A 19,766-nucleotide genomic window follows, 5' to 3' on the forward strand; every position below is an offset into this window, starting at 1 on the left:
TCTATACTAAAACATGACTACTTTTATACATGAAAAGAGCTCTGCAACGAGCTCTTTAAGTTTTGATAATAATTAAACTCTATTATAAATATCATTTTTTTCATTGATGATCTATTCTTTCATTTGTTTAATCTGTTTTTTTAGGCTGATTATATTTTGAAATATTCTGTTTGTAGTCTTCACTTTATTTTCATCTTTAATTTCTATGACTGATTTTATTTCCTTTGCCTTTATAATCATAGTATTCCGTAAAAACTTAATAATGCTAGATTTAATTTCTCCAGAACAAAAGCACCCTATCTCTAGAGTGCTTAATAGTATTAATAAATGAAAATATTTTCTATTCCCACTCGATAGTTGAAGGTGGTTTTGAAGTTACGTCATAAACGATACGATTGACTCCCTTAACTTCGTTTACTATTCTCCTTGAAACCTTATCTAGTACTTCATATGGTATATGAGCCCAGTCAGAGGTCATTCCATCGGAGCTTGTTACTGCTCTTAAGGCTATGGTGTGGCAGTAAGTTCTCTCGTCTCCCATAACTCCCACTGATTGAATGTTTGGAAGACATGCAAAGTACTGCCATATTTTATTTTCAAGTCCGTTTAAAGCAATTTCTTCTCTAAAAATCGCATCTGCTTCTCTTACTATTGAAAGCTTATCCTCTGTAACTTCTCCTAAAACTCTAATAGCAAGTCCTGGCCCTGGGAAAGGCTGTCTCCAAACTAAATTATGAGGAATTCCAAGTTCTTCTCCAACTTTTCTTACCTCATCTTTAAATAGCTCTCTTAATGGTTCAATAAGCTTAAATCCTAAATCTTCAGGAAGGCCTCCAACATTATGATGGCTTTTTATTACTGCTGAAGTTCCTGTACCGCTTTCTACTACATCTGGATATATGGTTCCTTGCACTAGAAAATCTATTTGTCCAAGTTTATTGGCCTCTTCTTCAAAAACTCTTATAAATTCTTCACCGATTATTTTTCTCTTTCTCTCAGGCTCGCTTACTCCTTTAAGCTTTCCTAAAAATCTTTCTTCTGCATTAACTCTTATAAGATTCATATAAAACTGCTCTTTAAAAATCTTTTCAACCTGATCCCCTTCGTCTTTTCTCAGAAGACCATGATCAACAAATACACAGGTTAAATTCTTTCCTATGGCTTTATGAACCATAACAGCAGCTACAGAAGAATCTACTCCGCCGGACAAAGCACAAATAACCTTTTTGTCTCCTACTATTTCTTTAATTGCTTTTACTTTCTCCTCTGCAAAGGAAGACATGGACCAATCACCTTCTACTTCGCAGACATTATATAAAAAGTTTGTAAGCATCTTTTGACCGAAAGGTGTATGTTCTACCTCTGGATGAAACTGAACTCCATACAACCTTTTACTATCATTTGCCATAGCAGCTGCTTCACAGCCATTTGTGCTTGCTATGATACTAAAGTTCTCAGGAACTTTAGCAACAAAATCAGTATGACTCATCCAGCACTGCTCTTTCATATTTATATCTTTAAAAAGCTTACTTTCGCTGTTTAGAACAACCTCAGTTTTTCCATATTCTCTTATTTTAGCGCTTTCAACTTCTCCACCTAAAGTATAAGACATTAACTGTTGCCCATAACAAATTCCAAGAACAGGTATATTTAAATCAAATATATCCTTATCGACCCTTGGTGCTCCTTCCCCATATACACTGTTAGGGCCGCCTGTAAAAATTATACCTTTTGGATTTTTTTCTTTTATTTTTTCTAAAGTATAAGTATATGGAACAATCTCGCAGTATACTCCTGCTTCTCTAACACGCCTCGCTATAAGCTGATTATATTGTCCACCAAAATCTATAATTAAAATAAGTTCTCTCATGTAGTCCTCCTTTAATAATTTTGCGGACTGAAATGTCCGCAGGCTTTCTTAAAAGTAATTAATAGCCTTTATATCATTTACCTATTAAAATATAAACCTATAAAAATATTTAAATATTTACTGAAACCATGCTGGCTTGCAGTAGCTTTGCTATCCGCTTAATTTACACTGTAATTAGGTGCTTCCTTTGTTATAACTATATCATGAGGATGGCTTTCTCTAAGTCCTGATGCTGTTTGAACAACAAATACCGCTCTATCATTAAGCTCCTCTAAGTTAGCAGCTCCAACATAACCCATACCTGAGCGCAAGCCTCCAAGAAGCTGATAAATTGTTTCTGCTATATATCCTTTATAAGGCACTCTTCCTTCGATTCCTTCTGGAACAAGCTTTTTGTTTCCTTCTTGGAAGTATCTATCCTTGCTGCCCTGTGCCATTGCACTCAAAGAACCCATGCCTCTATAGCTCTTATAGCTTCTGCCCTGATAAACTTCCATTTCTCCCGGAGCTTCCTCACAGCCTGCAAACAATGATCCCATCATTACAATCTTTGCTCCAGCTGCTAAAGCCTTAACAACGTCTCCAGAGTACTTAATTCCTCCATCAGCAATTACAGGTATACCATGTTTTTTAGCTTCCTCTACGCAGTCCATAACTGCTGTCAGCTGAGGTACTCCTACTCCAGCAACAACTCTTGTTGTACATATTGAGCCTGGTCCTATTCCAACCTTAACACAGTCCACGCCAGCTTCAATTAAGTCTCTAGTTGCTTCTGCAGTTGCAACATTTCCTGCAATAACTTGAAGCCCTGGATAGCTTTTCTTAATTTTTCTGACAGCTTCTGTAACCCCAAAAGAGTGTCCATGTGCTGTATCAATTACAATAACATCTACTCCTGCTTTATAAAGCGCTTCCACTCTATCCATCATATCGGCACTTACACCCACAGCTGCTCCACACAAAAGTCTTCCTCTAAAGTCCTTTGCAGCATTAGGAAATTTAATTGCTTTATCAATGTCCTTAATGGTTATAAGTCCCCTTAAATTATTCATTCTATCTACTAAAGGAAGTTTCTCTATCTTATGCCTTTTTAATATTTCCTTAGCTTCTTCGATAGTAGTATCTTCTGATGCAGTAATAAGATTTTCATAAGTCATTACCTCTGAAATAGCCTTAGTATGGTCATTTTCAAAAATAATATCCCTATTAGTCAAAATCCCAACCAGCTTTCCTTCTACTGTTACAGGAACCCCTGAAATTCTATATTTGCTCATAAGAGCCAATGCTTCTTCAATTGTATTTTCTGGCGAAAGTGAAAAAGGATCGCTTATTACTCCGTTTTCCTGTCTTTTAACCTTGTCCACTTCTGTTGCTTGTCTTTCGATGCTCATATTCTTGTGTATGATTCCAATTCCGCCCTCTCTAGCCATAGCAATAGCCATCTTAGATTCCGTAACAGTGTCCATTCCAGCGCTTATTAAAGGAATATTAAGCTTAATGGTCTTTGTCAAGTTAGTTTCAAGTATTACATCTTTAGGTAACACCTCAGATTTTTGAGGTACTAATAGGACATCATCGAAGGTATAAGCTTGTTTTAAAATTACTGCCATTTTTTCAACTTCCTTTCTTTATAATTATTTGTGATTTTTCCAGAAGCTGCATTTACATATAAAGTAATAAAATTCTCACATTGTGCAGAGCAAAATATCCAATCTTCAGGGATTTTTGCGAAAGCAGAATGTAATAGAATTTTTACTTTATATATATAAAATAAAAAGCATACCAATATCTCTTACAAAAAACCATAAGTGAAATTAGTATGCAGCAAATGCATAGCTATAAATCACTCATAGTCGGAAATTTACGGCTTCCGGTAGATACTCCCTGCCATATTCAGGGGATATACGAGTTAAAATGCAATATTTAATTTATTTATATTATTGTAATGAAAGATTTATGTTTTGTCAATGGAAATACTATTTAAATAGGTTATCCTTTCCATAAGCTCCATGATTAAAATCAAATTTGTCTGAATTAGATCCAGTTCCATTTACATAGTAGAAATTTACGTTTATATTTGCCTGAAGTAAAGAACTTCCCTGTGAAATATTTAAAGTTTCAATCTCGGCGAGTCTGCTTCCACTTTCTATAGAACTTGTAAAATTTATTATACTGTTATAATCTCCTGTAACTAGTAGCGTCACTGGCAAATTCATAACACCGGTTTGACTATTTGTATTATTATTTTGCCCATTACTCTGCTGGGTAGCAGCAGAACTAGCTGGTTGCCCAAAGCTTATATTATCAACTTTTACATTGCTCCCATCAGCCATAGCTTTTAAATTATAAGCTACCTCGGGTTCTCTTGCACTCTGTGGCAAAGCCTTAGTAGATTCTTCAAACTTTTTCCCCATCTCCTGCAGCTGAGTATCAAGCTTCTTATTACTATCGCTAGTTAGCCTCAATTGTTGCAATTGATTGTTATAATCGCTAACAACAGATTTTGAGTGCATTATTTCGCTGATAGCCGGAGATAGGAATAACTTATAATAAGCATAAAATATAGCTATGGAGAGCATAGCTATAACTAATATCTTCTCTCTTTTACTTAAACTCTTCACCGATTTACCCCCTAGATTAGATACCCTTAAGTTTTAATAACTTATATTTATAGTGAAACTATACTTAGAACTGGAGTTGCCAGCTGAATTATTTATATTAACTATATTGGAGTTTTTTAAACTTTGGGTTCCTTTTAAATTTGCCGCGAATTCAGCTATTGAATTAAAATTGGCTGTGACTCCATTTATTGTAATAACGTTTTTTGTAAAGTTCAAATTCGTTAAAACAACATCTTTAGGCATAAAGCTCTGAAGTTCCTTTATCCTATCACTTACTAAAACTCTTTGCTTTGAAAGACTGACGATTTTTTTATCGTAATCATTTATTTGACTGATTTCACTATTAACCTTTTTATTATCCTGTATAACTTTTGAACTTAAACTTATTTGCTGGCTTAAGTTCATCTCCTTATTTTTAAGTCTGTTGCTTTCAAGCTTAGGTATATAAACACATATAAATAATAAACAAATCAATATTACAGCCAGAGAAACATAGTTTTTTATTCTTAATTTTTTTTCTCTTTCAGCTTTAATAGTATAAGGAATTAAATTAAGTTCTCTCATACCTACTCCTTTCTAAGCAAAAGCCCACAGGTGTTTATATAAGACGTCAATTCACAGTCACTCGGCAGCTTTACCTTTAGGTTTATTTTTTGAGGAGAATCTGGTATTTCTACATTAGTTTGAAAATATTCCTCAATATATTTGTCTAGCCCTTTAAACTTGGGGCCAAGATCAGTTATATATATCTTATCTAACTTTTTTGTAACTTTTCCAGTAGTATAAAATTGAATAATCTTGCTAAACGAAGATAATACATTATCAAATAAAGTTTTGATTCTATTTTCAATTTCATTATCTTCATTAATATTAGAAAAGCTAAAATCGTTCAATATGAAGTCAAAAGCTTCATTGTTATCTAAATCAATTCTTTTAGTTACCTCTCTTAGTACATTATCTATACCGAAAGGTACCTCTCTTTCCATGAAAAGTTTTCCTTTATCCAGTATTATAATACTGCTGTTCTTATTTCCGATGTCAATAATTCCTATGCTATCTATAGATTTATCTGCAGTAGAAATATTCTTAAATACGCGAGCGGCACAGTTTGCAGAAATATCTATGGATTTTAAATTTAGATTAAGTCTTTCACAAAGTTCAAGATGAATATCAACTTTTTCCTTAGGAACCGCTGCTGTCAATACCTTATACATCTTCTTATCTTCGTCTATTATCTTTCCTAATACTTCAAAATCAATATAATGATTTTTCCCTTCATCAGGGAGGTATTGATTTACCTCCCACTCAATAGCATCCTTAATATTTTTCTCATCCATAATCGGTACATCAATATGTCTTACAACAATATCCTGTCCATGGATGGCAAAGGATACATTCTTTGTTTTAATTTTTCTTTCCATTAAGAAGTTATCAAGCACTTCATATACAGCATCTAGATTAATTATTTTATCATCTAATACGCTATTTTCCGGAACCTTTATATTATGAAACTGACTTATCTTCTTTTTATTTCCAATAAGAATTTTTATATAATTGTTACCTATATAAATAGCGATAGTTTCGCTATTTATAATATTGTCCATAAACAATTTAACACCTCATTAATCTTTAGTTATGATCTATAATGCTATTTCCAGTTTATACTCGACTGAATATTATTAGTTATAATTGCTCTAATTACTGGGTCATTACCAACGCTTGGCAGGCTAGAATTGCCTCTAGCATAGCTTACTGTATTTGAACCAATAATATTTAATGTATTTGCTATAAAACAAATATCAATATCCTTCATTTTATTTTTATTCTGATAGGAACCTAAAATGCAATTATTCAAATTTATGGTTCCCTGCCCATATCCTCCGGTACTGTAGATTACCAACTGATCTAAATACTTACTGGAAAATTGCGAAGTAATATTCTTCAAAGTAATATTACCATTAACCAAAATAACCCTCGGATAAGTATTATTATTCATCAAACCTTGCATAAAGGCATTATTTAGACTAGGATCAATTACTAAATCAGAATTAGATTTATAATAATATCTCCCTGAGTATAAAATCCACATTCCAAAAGTTCCTGAATTATTAAGCTGAGGAACTACATTACTGGTGGATGTACCGATAGTGAAAAAATTATCTGATGTTACTTTTACTCCGTGAGTATTATTCCCCTTTGAAAAAGTATAGTTATTGCTAAAACCTGTTCCATTCTGTATAGGATTCAAGAGTAAAAAGTTCTCATCACCAGACAAAATATTTCCATTTCCCGGCTTCACACTAAAGTTTAATGAATCATTAGCCGTATTAGTAGTAACGCTTCCTACCATAAACTTTCTCATAGTAGTAAATAAGCCCGAGTTAATAGTTGCGGACTGATCTATTATATTAACAGTTACCTTAGCACTGCCAACACCTCCGCGGCCGTCGCTGATTTCGTAAGTAAATACATCTGTGCCAATACTTGTAGCCTTATATACTATATCATTTCCAAAAGAAACTATATTTCCATTTTTCGGCGAGGTTAAAATTCTTGATACTATAATATTATCATTATCATCATCGCTATCATTAGCTAAAACATTAATGCTTGTTGTTGAGTTAAGATTAACTGTTTTACTGTCCTCCTCACCAATTGGGGGAGTGTTTACGGAAGTAACTTTAACATTAACTACGCCAACACTTTCCCCTCCATAACCATCACTAATTGTATAGGTAAAGGTATCATCTCCTGCTGATGTTGCCTTATAAATTAAATCGCTTCCATCAGGATTAATTGATACATTTCCTTTAGAAGCCGCTGTTACATTTGTTATGCTAAGAATATCGCCATCTTCATCAATATCATTAGCTAAAACATTTATATGAATTTCATTATTTATAGATACTGTAATACTATCTGGCTTACCATCTGGATTAGCTACAGGTTTATTATTTTTAGCCACAACTTTAGTTAGTTTCTTCTGATATTTGTTATCACTGGTATGTGCATAAGAATATATGGTAATATTATCACTGTCGCTAGTATCAAAGCTTACAGAACAGCTTATATTATTATCAAAGGTTAAGCTTATTTCAGGAATGCTGCTAGCAGTATTTCCAACCAAATAACCGCTTAAGTGCTTCATATTAGACTTCATACCAAGCTGAGACATACCTTTTTCTATACCTGATTGCGCTGCAAGATTTACTTTATCCATGTAATCAAAAGCAAAAGCTGTTTTAAAGGTACTTGAGGATGAAGTTGCTATTGAAACAGAAAGTATTAACAGCAATGATATAACTGCAACCATAAGAACCAGGGCCGACCCCTTCTTTTTCATAAAATTACCCCCCATTATTAATAGAGCTATAAGTTGTATAGCTTTCAGAAAAACTTCCATATTTAACTGAAAATTTTATAGAATATGTATGTTGAGTAGCTATCGGCATATTAACAGTCGTATTATTGTAGTCAATAAAAGTAGTTATTAATTCATCCGTGCCAGAAGTATAAACTCTGTGAAGTTCGCTGCTATTTTCGATAACATATAAATAAGGCTCAGCAGAATTATCAGCCGGATTAACATACAAAAGTGATTTTGTTAAATTAGGGATATTAGAAAAGGTCTTATCATCAATAGTAATATTACTTGCATTACTTGAAACTATACTTACGCTTTGCGCATCGTTTATACTTTTACTTACTGCATTAACAGCTTTTCTCGCAGAATTTTGTATTTGAATTTGAGAATACCCAGTATTATAAATTCTTTGACTGCTGCTGTATATTGAGTATATTATAACAAACACAATTCCCATTATTGCAATTACAGCTAAAAGCTCTATTAAAGTAAAGCCTTTTTTTCTCAAATCATCACCTCATATAAATCTCTCTTGTACTTCCGCTATCTTGTCCAAATTGCAAGTCCCAAATCCTAACCTTTAAGTAAAGATTGTCTCCACTGTTTTTTAACATAACATATCCGCCGTATTTTTTTTTAGTTGTATTATTTGCTATACACTTGTTGTATAAATTTGCATCAGTACTGCCAGCATTATAATCTTCTGAAGATACTAAGCTATTTATAGCAGGACCGGAATTATACCACCCTATAAAATTATTTGGGTTTGCTGTATCAGAAAAGGTGTTGCTTACGGATGCAACTCCATTTTTTAGAAAATATAAAGAAAAATTATTATAATCTTGATTGAAATAAACAAAACAAGACGACCCATTTACAAGATCTGTACCCATGCTCTTCAGCTTATTTATATCGCTGCCCGTAAGCACCTCAACCATTCCCTGTGCATAATACATGGTTTGAAGCTTAACATCTGACTTTTTCCAAGTTCGTGTTGCTGTCATAAGACCTACTGATATACTTACTATAGCTATTGAAAATATAGCAATTGCCGCTATGATTTCTATTAAAGTGAAACCTTTTTTACTCATTAAATCACCTTTATTAAAACAACCCTATATACCATGCAATAATCTTTTCTCCAAATAGAATTGTAAAGATTCCTGCTGCTGAAATAAATGGTCCAAAGGGTATGTAATCTTTTCTTGATTTCTTTTTTAATAAAACTAATAAAACTCCAATAAATCCTCCAAATACAAAGGCGAAAAATAACATCAATATAGTTAACTTAAATCCAAGGAACAACCCTGTGAGCAGGCATATTTCAGCATCACCCCAGCCCATTCCTTTAGTTAGCAGTATAATTAAGGATATTAATCCTCCCCCTAAGAGGCCTCCATAAGCATAATATAGCATATCGCTTTTAAAATAGTATCCAATAAAATAACCTGTAATTATTAATATAATTCCGATAATTATGCCTGGCAGTGTGGTTTTTAGATATACATCTGTAGTATCTAAATCAATCATACCTATAACAATTAAAAAGCATACTAAAACAGCATACTTAAAAAAACTAAAACTTAGTCCATACTCTATATTAAGTGCTAAAAAAATAACACCTGTTGTCAACTCTATAAGTGGATATCTAACTGAAATTTTTTCTCCACAATATCTGCATTTTCCTTTTAAAAAAATATAGCTTATAACTGGTACTAAATCGTACCACTTTATTCTGTTTTTACAATTAGTACAATGTGATGGTGGAAAGGATATTGATTCATTTCGTGGGATTCTGTAGATACATACGTTTAGGAAACTACCGATTAAAAGGCCGTATATTAAAACTAAAAAAGTTTGCATTGTTCCTCCAAAAAGAATAATGATTCTTGAGGAGATATCTCCTCAAGAATAGAAATTTATTATATGAAATTATTGTCCCAATAAAGTCTTTAAAGCTCCATAAGTAGTGCTAGTTCCTATTTCTGCTCCATCAGTTGTTACAGTTGCAGAACCTGAATGATCGCCTGACGCTTTATTAGTTACAGATGTAACTGTAGCTTCTAAATCAGTTACAGCCTGTGAAGCATTAGTTGTGTCTAGTGTATGTGTTGCAGTAGCATCATAAGTTCCAGCTTTAATTTGAGCTAAAGTCGTAGTATCAGTTATTTGAGCACCTACAGCTTGTGCATTATAAACCGCTATAGCATTAATAATAGAACTTGCATCTGTCTTTTTAGCAGCAGTCTTTGCACTTGATGTGTAAGAAGTAACCTTTGGTACAACAACAGCAGCCAAAATTCCTAATATAGCAATAACAGCAATCAATTCAACTAATGTAAAACCTTTTTTCTTCTTTGCGTTCTTATTCATTTCTTTCTCCCCCTTTTCATTTATAGTAATATTATTAAAATTGTTTGTCATAAAATTCCCCTCCTTTAAGATATAAGATTATATTTTAATTTTTATAAAATAAAAATTACTAAGTTAGCTTCCCATAGCACTGTACATGCTGAATATAGGAAGTATGATTGAAAGAACTATAAATCCAACAACTACTGCCAGGACTATAATGATTAACGGTTCTATTAAAGTTGCAAGCTGAGCTGTAGCCGTATCAACCTCATTGTCATAGAATTCTGCTGTTTTTTCCAAAATTGAATCCAAGGTACCTGATTCTTCACCTATTTTAATCATTTGAGTAAGCATCATTGGAAAAATATTTCTAACCTCTAGGGTTTCCCCTAGGCTTGTACCTTTTTTTATTTCATCTCTTGATGATCTAAGAGCATCTGCAATAATTCTATTTCCTACAACATTTGCACAGATTTCTATGCTTTGTATAAGGGATACTCCGCTTGCAATAAGCGTTCCAAAAGTTCTCGCAAATCTTGCTGTTACAATCCTCTTATTTAGCTTGCCAAATATAAAGATATTTAGCTTCAACCTATCAACAAATTGTATAACTTCATCATTTCTTAGAGCTATTCTAATTAATAGAACTAAGAAGGCCAGAGCTGCTAATATTACTAGCCCCTGATTTCTTATTGCATTGCTTATACCCATAACTATTCTAGTAGGTAAGGGTAACTCGCCAACGCCTAGACTACTAAGCATACCTGTAAAAGTAGGAAGTACTTTTACAACCAAAACTATAACAACTATTATGGCAAATACACTTACCACCATAGGATAAGTCATAGCTTGGCTTACCTTCTTGCTGAACTTATATTCTTTATCATAGTAGTCTGCCATTCTCTCCATTATTCTGTCTAAGGTACCGCTAACTTCTCCTACTTCCACCATATTAACAAGCATATCTGGCATTTCTTTGTGCCTTCTGAGTGCCTCCGAAAAGTCTTTTCCCTTTTGTAAATCATTAAAAACTTCATCGAGAATTTTTTTAAGTTTTAAGTTCTCTGACTGCTCTTTTACAATTTTAATTGCTCTAAGTATACTTATACCTGAAGAAGTTGTAAAAGCAAACTGCCTGCAAAAAATTGCGATGTCTTTAACTGATACTTTTTTGTAATTGCTAAGTTCTATATTAAAAGCTTCTTTATATGGTCTAATATACATCGGATAATAGTTTTTACTTCTTAAATTAGTTATAACAGTATTTTCATCAACTGCTTCTAATTTCCCTTTAACCACTGTCCCCTGCATAGTCTTAGCTTCATATTCATATAACGGCATTATTAACACCTCATACTATTCTTTTAAATAAGCTATTTTAACAAGCTCATCTGCAGTAGTAATACCATCTAATACTAGTTTCTTACATGACTCCCTAAGTGTTTTCATTCCTCTTGCCATGCATAAATCTCTAAACTCATCCAAATTAACACCGTTCATAACGGCCTCTCTAATTTCTCTATCCATGTTTATTATTTCAAAGGCTGCTATTCTGCCTTTGTAGCCTGTGTCGTTGCAATGCTTACATCCTCTTCCCCTACCCAATGTAAGACTTTCTTCAACTGGAATTTCCAGCATATTTTTCTCATAGCTTGTAGCCTCATATTCTTCCATACATTTTGGACATATCTTTCTAACCAATCTTTGAGATATTATACCATTTAGAGATGTAGCCACCAAATATGGCTCGATGCCCATATCAATAAGCCTGTACACTGTTGAAGAAGCATCATTTGTATGAATCGTACTTAGAACCAAGTGACCTGTTATAGCTGCCCTTATCGCAATTTCAGCAGTTTCATTATCTCTGATTTCACCTATCATAATAACGTCTGGGTCTTGTCTTAAAATGGATCTAAGGCCAGCTGCAAAGGTAAGACCAGCTTTTGTATTAACATTTACCTGATTTATTCCTTCCATTGAATATTCAACAGGATCCTCTACGGTAATAATATTTCTATTAGGTTTATTAAGGTCGTTCAGAATTGTATAAAGAGTTGTGGATTTTCCGCTTCCAGTTGGACCAGTTACTAAAATAATTCCATGTGGACTTTTTATTATTTCTTCTAACTTCTCTGCCTCTTCACCGATGAGCCCCAAATCTTCTTTGGGTACTAAAAAGCTGTCTCTCTTTAATATTCTTATAACGATTTTTTCTCCATGAACAGTTGGCAGGCTTGAAATTCTTAAGTCTACAGCTTTACCGTCAGCTTGAGTTATTATTCTTCCATCCTGAGGTATTCTTTTCTCAGCTATATTCAAATTTGCTAAAATCTTAATACGAGTTACCAAAGCTCCCATAGTATCTTTTGGAGTCCTTAAAACTTCTTGAAGTTCTCCATCTATCCTGTATCTAATTTTAACGAAGTTCTCAAAAGGCTCTAAATGAATATCACTTGTTCTAGCCTTGACTGCATTATCAATTATAGTATCTATAAGTTTAACTACTGGAGCGTTTCTTATATCATCAAATTCATTTTCATCCCTGTTTTGTTCCTCTGATCTAACTGACTGTTCCTTTGAAAGTTCATCTGCTGCCTTCTTAACTACCTGAGTAGAATAATACCTGTCAATTGCTTTTCTTATTTCAAGCTCAGTTGATAGCATTGGCTCCACTTCATAACCTGATGCAATCTTAACATCATCTAAAGCAAATATATTAAGCGGATCAGCCATAACAACATTAATCTTATCTTCATCAAAAGAAATCGGTATCAAATTATATCTCAATGCTAAACTCTGAGGTATTGTCTTAACAGCTTGTTCATCTACTGCTATCATATCTAAATACACTCTAGGTATACCGAGCTGCACTTCCAGCAAAGAAAGCATTTCATTCTCTGTTATAAGTCCGTCTTCGATCAGCAGTTCACCTAGTCTTTTTCCTGTGACCTTTTGATTTTTTAATTCACCCTCAAGCTGCTTTTGGGTTATAGTGCCAAGTTCTACAAGCATATCACCCAATCTTTTTTTTTGCTGTACTGCCATAAAGCCTACCTCTATTTTACAATTCTTTCTATTTTAAATATTATTCAACAATTATTTTTGTGCCCATTTGTATATATACAATTATAACGTTTTTTTTGTCTTTTTCCACATATATTTTTATGTATAAAATGACATATTTTTCAACAAAAGTATATTCTTATTTATTGTAAAAATATTTTAATATCAGATTAAAAGCATTATAAAAGGCTCCTCGTTTCCGAGGAGCCCCTATTTTTTTTAGTACATTCCGTCCATTCCCATTCCGCCAGCTGGCATTGCTGGTGCTGGGTTCTTTTCTGGCATGTCTGCAACTACGCTTTCAGTTGTTAAGAAAGTAGCTGCTACAGAAGCTGCATTTTGAAGTGCACTTCTAGTAACCTTAGTTGGATCAACGATACCAGCTTTAATCATATTTACATATGTTTCGTGTAAAACATCAAAGCCTACACCTGGTTCGCTGTTTCTTACTTTTTCTATAATAACTGAACCTTCAAGTCCAGCATTTATTGCAATTTGTCTTACTGGCTCTTCAAGAGCTCTTTTTATAATATTGATACCTACTGCAACATCAGCATCTTCTGAAGTTACTTTTGCAACTTCTCCGATTACGTTGATATAAGCAGTTCCACCACCAGGAACGATACCTTCTTCAACAGCAGCTTTTGTAGCAGCTAGTGCATCTTCAATTCTAAGCTTTCTTTCTTTAAGTTCTGTTTCAGTAGCAGCACCAACTTTTACAACTGCAACTCCACCAGCAAGCTTAGCTAATCTTTCCTGTAACTTTTCTCTGTCAAAGTCTGAACTTGTTTCTTCTACTTGAGCTCTTATTTGAGAAACTCTAGCATGAATTTCGTTCTTGTCGCCTTTTCCATTAACAATTACAGTATTTTCTTTAGAAACCTTTATGCTTTCTGCTCTTCCAAGCATATCGATAGTTACGTCTTTAAGTTCTCTTCCTAACTCTTCAGAAATAACTTCTCCACCTGTTAATATAGCTATATCTTGAAGCATTTCTTTTCTTCTGTCTCCAAAACCAGGAGCTTTTACAGCTACGCATGTGAATGTTCCTCTAAGTCTATTAACAATAAGTGTTCCTAAAGCTTCACCTTCAACATCTTCAGCGATGATAAGAAGCTTTCTTCCCTGCTGAACTATTTGTTCAAGAATTGGAAGTATTTCTTGTATGTTAGATATTTTCTTATCTGTAATAAGTATTAATGCATCATCTAAAACTGCTTCCATTTTTTCAGTATCAGTTACCATGTATGCACTTACATATCCTCTGTCAAACTGCATACCTTCAACTACATCAAGTTCAGTTACCATTGATTTAGATTCTTCAACAGTTATAACGCCTTCGTTTCCTACTTTTTCCATAGCATCAGCTATTAGCTTACCAATTTCTTCATCAGCAGCAGAAATTGCAGCAACTCTAGCAATATCTTCTTTACCTTCTATAGGTCTTGAAATATTTTTAATTTCTTCTACAGCTTTGTTAACAGCCATGTTTATACCAGTTCTTATTAGCATTGGATTTGCACCAGCTGTAACATTCTTTAAGCCTTCTCTTATTATTGCTTGAGCAAGAAGTGTAGCTGTAGTTGTTCCATCTCCTGCTACATCGTTAGTTTTTGTAGCAACTTCTTTAACAAGTTGAGCTCCCATGTTTTCAAATGGGTCTTCTAATTCTATTTCTCTAGCTATAGTAACACCATCGTTAGTTATTAGTGGTGCACCAAATTTCTTATCAAGAACTACGTTTCTTCCTTTAGGTCCTAGTGTAATCTTTACGGTGTTAGCAAGTTCGTCAACACCTTTTTGCATTGCTCTTCTAGCTTCTTCACCATATATAATCTTCTTAGCCATGTCTAACCCTCCAAACTTAAATTTATTATTCTACAACTGCTAATATGTCGTCTTGCTTTAAGATAGTGTACTCTTCGCCATCTACCTTAACTTCTGTTCCTGCATATTTGGAGTATAATACCTTATCTCCAACCTTAACTTCCATCTTAACTTCTTTTCCCTCAACCATTCCACCAGGTCCTACTGCTACAACCTCAGCTTCTTGTGGTCTTTCCTTTGCAGCACCGGTTAATACTATGCCGCTTTTAGTTTTTTCTTCTGCCTCTAATTTTTTAATAACTACTCTGTCACCAAGTGGTCTAACTTTCATTTAAACCCCTCCTTAATGTATTTAAATTTATTTTATTATTAACATACTTTTATTAGCACTCGTTATTGTTGAGTGCTAATACAATTATTATAATAAATAATACCACTTATAATTTCAAATTCCAAGATTTACTTTTTAGCTCATTTAAAGCTAAATATTTAATTTTATATCAATTTACATTACTATTTTGCTATTTTACTCACGTTTTCATTATTATGCTAAATCTTTAGAAAACTGAACTAAAATATTTTACTAATATTATCCAAACATCTGATATTATATCCAAAACCTTATAAATTTATATACTCACTATAAAAAATAAACACGGAAATAACGGAGAAACGCAGAAGAGTTTATATATTTTTCTTCTGCGTTCTTTCTGTACTCCATTAATTCCGTGTTTAATCTATATTGAAAGTATTAATAATCTAATTACTTTCTATATGTCTACAAAACTTTTCTCAAAAAATCCTGTGTTCTTGCCTCTTTAGGATTTGAAAATATCTCTTCCGGAGTCCCTTCTTCAAGAATCTTTCCTTCATCCATAAAAATAACTCTATCTCCAACTTCTTTAGCAAAGCCCATTTCATGAGTAACAACCACCATTGTCATACCTTCTGCTGCAAGTTCTTTCATAACGTCTAAAACTTCTCCTACCATTTCAGGATCTAAAGCTGAGGTAGGTTCATCAAAAAGCATCACGTCCGGAGACATGGCAAGTGCTCTTGCTATAGCAATTCTTTGCTTCTGCCCTCCAGAGAGTTGTCCTGGATAACTTGCTGCTTTATCCTCTAATCCTATTCTTTTTAAAAGAGTATAAGCAATTTTTTCTGCTGCTTCCTTCGACATATTTTTAAGCTTTCTGGGAGATAAGGATATATTGTCTAATACTGTCATATTGGGGAACAAATTAAACTGTTGAAACACCATGCCCATCTTTTCTCTAAGCTTATTAATGTCATTGTTTTTATCCATAATATTAGTACCTTCAAAGATAATAACCCCATCGGAAGGCTCTTCAAGTCTATTTAAACATCTTAAGAAAGTACTTTTACCCGAGCCGCTTGGACCTATAACTACAACAACCTCACCTTTATTTATCTCTATATTAATACCTTTTAGTACATGAAGCTTTCCAAACTTTTTATTTAAGTTATTTACACTAATCACGGTTTTTCAATCTCCTTTCAAACCTACCCATAAGCTTTGAAAGCGTAAAGGTCATCACAAAATACATAAGAGCCGCTATAATTAAAGGTTCAAAGGCTCTAAAGGTATTTCCTCTAACTGTATCAGCATTGTACATAAGCTCCTTAATCCCTATAACCGAAACAACTGAAGATTCCTTTATAACTGTTATAAATTCGTTGCCTAGTGCAGGAAGAATATTTTTTATAGCCTGAGGAATTATTATATACCTCATAGCCATTCCATAAGGCATTCCAAGCGAGCGTGAAGCTTCCATCTGACCTTTGTCTACAGCCTGTATTCCTGCTCTTATTACCTCTGCTACGTAAGCACCACTGTTAATTGAGAGTGCCAATACAGCTGAAACCATTTCCGGCAAATTAACGCCTATTAAATCAGGCAGTGCATAATAAATTATAAAAATTTGAACCATTAAAGGCGTACCCCTTATGAATTCTACATAAGCCGTCGCAATTAAATTTAAAACCTTGCTTTTGGATATTCTCATAAGTGCAAGTAAAAGTCCAAGTAAAACTCCAAATAACACAGTAAAGAATGCCAAAATTATTGTAAACTTAGCTCCATTTATAAAAAACATATAGTATTTTGATAAAAACGAAAAATTCAAGAACTATCCCTCCATCCTGTTACCACTTTAAAATATATATAATGCAAAAGTTCTAATACATTAATGATGTCCTAAAAATCTTTAAGATTGGATGTTTTATGACAGCATTAATGTAAGAACTTTATTGCGCTACATATAGGTTAGAAAGCTTAAGCAATCTAACCTATAATTTTGTATATTATTAATTTTCTACTGAATTTGTTGCGTCTGTTACAAGCTTTTCTATAGCTTTGTCTTTAGTAAGTCTGTCTAAAGTTTTATTTACTTGATCAATAAGTTCCTTATTTCCCTTGTTAACAGCGACTGCTGAACCTGCGTCTTCAGTCTTAAGAACTATATCTGATATTTTAAATTCACTGTTTGCGTTAACATAGGATTTTGCTACAGGTTCCTCGATAATTGCTGAATCTATCTTTTTAGTTTTTAAAGCTAAAGCTATATCTGAAACTTTTCCCAATGCTTTTGCCTCTGAATCAGGCATCTGTTCTTTTGCTATAGTTTCTTGTATAGCACCCTTTTGAACTCCTACAGCTTTTCCTTTTAAATCAGAAACAGCTTTAATTTTATCGTTATCTTCAGTTCTTACAACTACCTTTTGAACTGCAGTGTAATATACATTTGAAAAATCAACGCTTTGTTTTCTCTCTTCTGTTGGTGTCATACCTGCAAGAACAAAGTCAACATTTCCTGATTGAAGAGCACCTAAAAGTCCTTTAAAATCCATTTCCTTAACTTCAAGCTTTACTCCAAGATCCTTTGCTATTTCTTTTGCTATTTCAACATCAAAACCAACTATTGTATCTTTACCGTCTACTGATTTATGAAATTCATATGGTGGATAGTCACCACTTGTTCCTAAAACTATTTTCCCGGCTTTCTTAATTTTATCAACCTTAGTTTCTGCCTTTGAAGCTGCTGCCCCTGTTGACTCTGCACTTTTTCCACATGCTGCAAGTCCTAAAGTAAAAAATACTGTAAGTAAAATTGCTGTGATTTTTGATAACTTTGATTTCATCTACAATTCCTCCCTGAATAAATATTAATAAATTTATAAAATTAATTTTGTTAATCACTACATGTATTATTATACATATATTATTATATTTATGCAAGTATATTTTTATAATTATCCATTAAATTTTTATATTTATTCGATAAAGACGTTGTTTGTTACACTACTCTCTCAGCCATACCTTCATATTATTACAACAGAAACTAAAGTAAACGATACCATGGTCGGTTTTGTCAAAATATGCATACTTAACAGCATATTTATACATGATTTTATAAAAATTTGCATAAACCCTTTATATTTTATTTTGAATATTCTGCGTAAAAATTAAATTTTGGGCAAAAATATAAATGTTTATATAGTTAAATTGTTGAATTCTTAAATTGTTAAACGGCTTAATGAAAGGATGAAAAAAATGAGAAATTTTTTAATAGCAGCAGGTGCTGATATAGTACTTATTTTAGTTTCATATTTTATCTTTAGAGCAATAATTAGTGGACCAACAAGACATAGGCTTTATGAAAAATTCTTAAGTTCCTTTGCTAAATTTGTTATATTAATATTTTTAGCTTCTTTGATTATTACAGGAATTACTGCGTTAGCACTTTACAGAACTAGATATATCCAATATATAAATATAGTTGCCCCTGCTCTTGTATCTATTCTTGTAGGTTTTATAGTTTCAACCGTCCCTACAAGAGGTTATGGAGATAAAGAGAAGGGGAAATAACCCATATCCCCCCATAATAAAAAAGGTTCCAGCATTATTATAGCTGGAACCTTTTTTAGTTTGACTTAACTCTATTCAGTGTTTAAAATAATAAATATACAAAGAACGGGGGAGTATACATGAAAAAACTTATTACTATAATATTGTCTTTATCTTTAAGCATATTTTTATTATCCCTTGCTGTTAAAGGCACTCTTGCTTTTAGACAGCTGTACTTTTATGATCTGGATCACCTAAATATAGCTACAGACTACGGAATGAAAAAAGAAGAGATTATGAAAAATTATAATATACTGATTGATTATATTCAGGATAAAAAAATTACAAAACTAAGCATGCCTTCCTTTAAGATGTCTAGAGAAGGTGAAATTCACTTTAAGGAAGTTAAAGATATCTTTATGAAGTTTAATACTTTAATGTATATATGCGGAGTTTTAAGCCTCATAGGAATCATATACATGACTAAAATAAAGAACTTTTTATTCCTAAAGTTTAGCTCTATTATGCTTATTGTCATACCGGTGTTTTTATCAATTCCTTTTGCAATAAATTTTGACAAAAGCTTTACAGCTTTCCATAAGTTATTTTTCACCAATGACTATTGGGAGTTTGACCCGGTTCGAGATCCAATAATAAATGTACTGCCTCAGGAATTTTTCTTTCACTGCGCAGTTATGATTTTAGCTTTAATAGCATTGTTTAGTTTTATCTTGTATTTTACATATAGGAAAACCAAGAAAATAAGCAGAGCATAAAAAAATAAACCCTCTTGTG

Annotated in this window: 19 protein-coding genes and 1 riboswitch; of the genes, 2 read left to right on the forward strand and 17 right to left on the reverse strand. The window is 33.0% G+C overall.

Translation table 11 applies throughout. The features are described 5' to 3' along the window. Positions 1 to 340: 340 nt before the first annotated feature. From guaA to JK636_RS15825, 17 genes are all read right to left on the reverse strand, one after another. Complete coding sequence (gene guaA / locus JK636_RS15745) at positions 341 to 1,870, reverse strand: glutamine-hydrolyzing GMP synthase (protein WP_202749945.1); 1,530 nt, start codon at positions 1,868 to 1,870, stop codon at positions 341 to 343. A 158-nt stretch (positions 1,871 to 2,028) separates the two neighbouring features. Further along, complete coding sequence (gene guaB, locus JK636_RS15750) at positions 2,029 to 3,480, reverse strand: IMP dehydrogenase (protein ID WP_202749946.1); 1,452 nt, start codon at positions 3,478 to 3,480, stop codon at positions 2,029 to 2,031. Positions 3,481 to 3,700: 220 nt separating this feature from the next. Then, positions 3,701 to 3,798: riboswitch (purine riboswitch) on the reverse strand. A 48-nt stretch (positions 3,799 to 3,846) separates the two neighbouring features. After that, positions 3,847 to 4,491 (reverse strand): type 4a pilus biogenesis protein PilO, encoded by a 645-nt coding sequence (locus JK636_RS15755; protein WP_202749947.1) that lies wholly within the window; start codon positions 4,489 to 4,491, stop codon positions 3,847 to 3,849. A 33-nt stretch (positions 4,492 to 4,524) separates the two neighbouring features. Then, positions 4,525 to 5,055 (reverse strand): PilN domain-containing protein, encoded by a 531-nt coding sequence (locus JK636_RS15760; RefSeq protein WP_202749948.1) that lies wholly within the window; start codon positions 5,053 to 5,055, stop codon positions 4,525 to 4,527. Positions 5,056 to 5,057: 2 nt separating this feature from the next. Further along, complete coding sequence (pilM, locus tag JK636_RS15765; RefSeq protein ID WP_202749949.1) at positions 5,058 to 6,095, reverse strand: type IV pilus assembly protein PilM; 1,038 nt, start codon at positions 6,093 to 6,095, stop codon at positions 5,058 to 5,060. A gap of 44 nt (positions 6,096 to 6,139) precedes the next feature. Then, positions 6,140 to 7,834: a cadherin-like domain-containing protein gene (locus JK636_RS15770; protein WP_202749950.1), complete on the reverse strand. Its 1,695-nt coding sequence runs from the start codon at positions 7,832 to 7,834 to the stop codon at positions 6,140 to 6,142. A 4-nt stretch (positions 7,835 to 7,838) separates the two neighbouring features. Then, entirely contained in the window at positions 7,839 to 8,363 is a 525-nt protein-coding gene (locus JK636_RS15775; RefSeq protein WP_202749951.1) for a prepilin-type N-terminal cleavage/methylation domain-containing protein, read from the reverse strand. A gap of 4 nt (positions 8,364 to 8,367) precedes the next feature. Then, positions 8,368 to 8,946: a prepilin-type N-terminal cleavage/methylation domain-containing protein gene (locus JK636_RS15780; RefSeq protein WP_202749952.1), complete on the reverse strand. Its 579-nt coding sequence runs from the start codon at positions 8,944 to 8,946 to the stop codon at positions 8,368 to 8,370. 13 nt (positions 8,947 to 8,959) lie between these two features. Beyond that, positions 8,960 to 9,718, reverse strand: coding sequence for a prepilin peptidase (locus tag JK636_RS15785; RefSeq protein WP_202749953.1), 759 nt, complete (start codon positions 9,716 to 9,718; stop codon positions 8,960 to 8,962). Between the two features lie 69 nt (positions 9,719 to 9,787). Beyond that, entirely contained in the window at positions 9,788 to 10,279 is a 492-nt protein-coding gene (locus JK636_RS15790) for a type II secretion system protein (RefSeq protein ID WP_274601618.1), read from the reverse strand. 63 nt (positions 10,280 to 10,342) lie between these two features. Further along, positions 10,343 to 11,551 carry a type II secretion system F family protein gene (locus JK636_RS15795; protein ID WP_202749954.1) on the reverse strand — a complete coding sequence of 403 codons (1,209 nt, stop codon included), beginning with the start codon at positions 11,549 to 11,551 and terminating at the stop codon, positions 10,343 to 10,345. Positions 11,552 to 11,566: 15 nt separating this feature from the next. Then, positions 11,567 to 13,258, reverse strand: a complete 1,692-nt coding sequence (locus JK636_RS15800; RefSeq protein WP_202749955.1) for a GspE/PulE family protein — start codon at positions 13,256 to 13,258, stop codon at positions 11,567 to 11,569. Positions 13,259 to 13,495: 237 nt separating this feature from the next. Then, on the reverse strand, positions 13,496 to 15,124 hold the full coding sequence (groL, locus tag JK636_RS15805) for a chaperonin GroEL (protein WP_202749956.1): 1,629 nt from the start codon (positions 15,122 to 15,124) through the stop codon (positions 13,496 to 13,498). Positions 15,125 to 15,149: 25 nt separating this feature from the next. After that, positions 15,150 to 15,434, reverse strand: a complete 285-nt coding sequence (gene groES, locus JK636_RS15810) for a co-chaperone GroES (protein WP_202749957.1) — start codon at positions 15,432 to 15,434, stop codon at positions 15,150 to 15,152. A gap of 447 nt (positions 15,435 to 15,881) precedes the next feature. Next, on the reverse strand, positions 15,882 to 16,604 hold the full coding sequence (locus JK636_RS15815; RefSeq protein WP_202749958.1) for an ATP-binding cassette domain-containing protein: 723 nt from the start codon (positions 16,602 to 16,604) through the stop codon (positions 15,882 to 15,884). Continuing rightward, complete coding sequence (locus JK636_RS15820) at positions 16,597 to 17,250, reverse strand: amino acid ABC transporter permease (protein WP_202749959.1); 654 nt, start codon at positions 17,248 to 17,250, stop codon at positions 16,597 to 16,599. Before JK636_RS15820 ends, JK636_RS15815 begins: the two co-directional genes overlap by 8 nt. A gap of 181 nt (positions 17,251 to 17,431) precedes the next feature. After that, the gene (locus JK636_RS15825) at positions 17,432 to 18,265 is read right to left on the reverse strand and encodes a transporter substrate-binding domain-containing protein (RefSeq protein ID WP_202749960.1); all 834 of its coding nucleotides are present in this window, start codon (positions 18,263 to 18,265) and stop codon (positions 17,432 to 17,434) included. A 412-nt stretch (positions 18,266 to 18,677) separates the two neighbouring features. Here JK636_RS15825 and JK636_RS15830 point away from each other — a divergent pair, with 412 nt between their 5' ends. Together JK636_RS15830 and JK636_RS15835 are read left to right on the forward strand one after the other, a co-directional pair. Beyond that, complete coding sequence (locus tag JK636_RS15830; protein ID WP_202749961.1) at positions 18,678 to 18,992, forward strand: hypothetical protein; 315 nt, start codon at positions 18,678 to 18,680, stop codon at positions 18,990 to 18,992. Between the two features lie 119 nt (positions 18,993 to 19,111). After that, positions 19,112 to 19,747 (forward strand): TIGR01906 family membrane protein, encoded by a 636-nt coding sequence (locus JK636_RS15835; protein ID WP_202749962.1) that lies wholly within the window; start codon positions 19,112 to 19,114, stop codon positions 19,745 to 19,747. Positions 19,748 to 19,766: the final 19 nt, after the last annotated feature.

Source organism: Clostridium rhizosphaerae (assembly GCF_016765585.1).
In the GTDB taxonomy this organism is placed as follows: Bacteria; Bacillota; Clostridia; order Clostridiales; family Clostridiaceae; genus Clostridium_AT; species Clostridium_AT rhizosphaerae.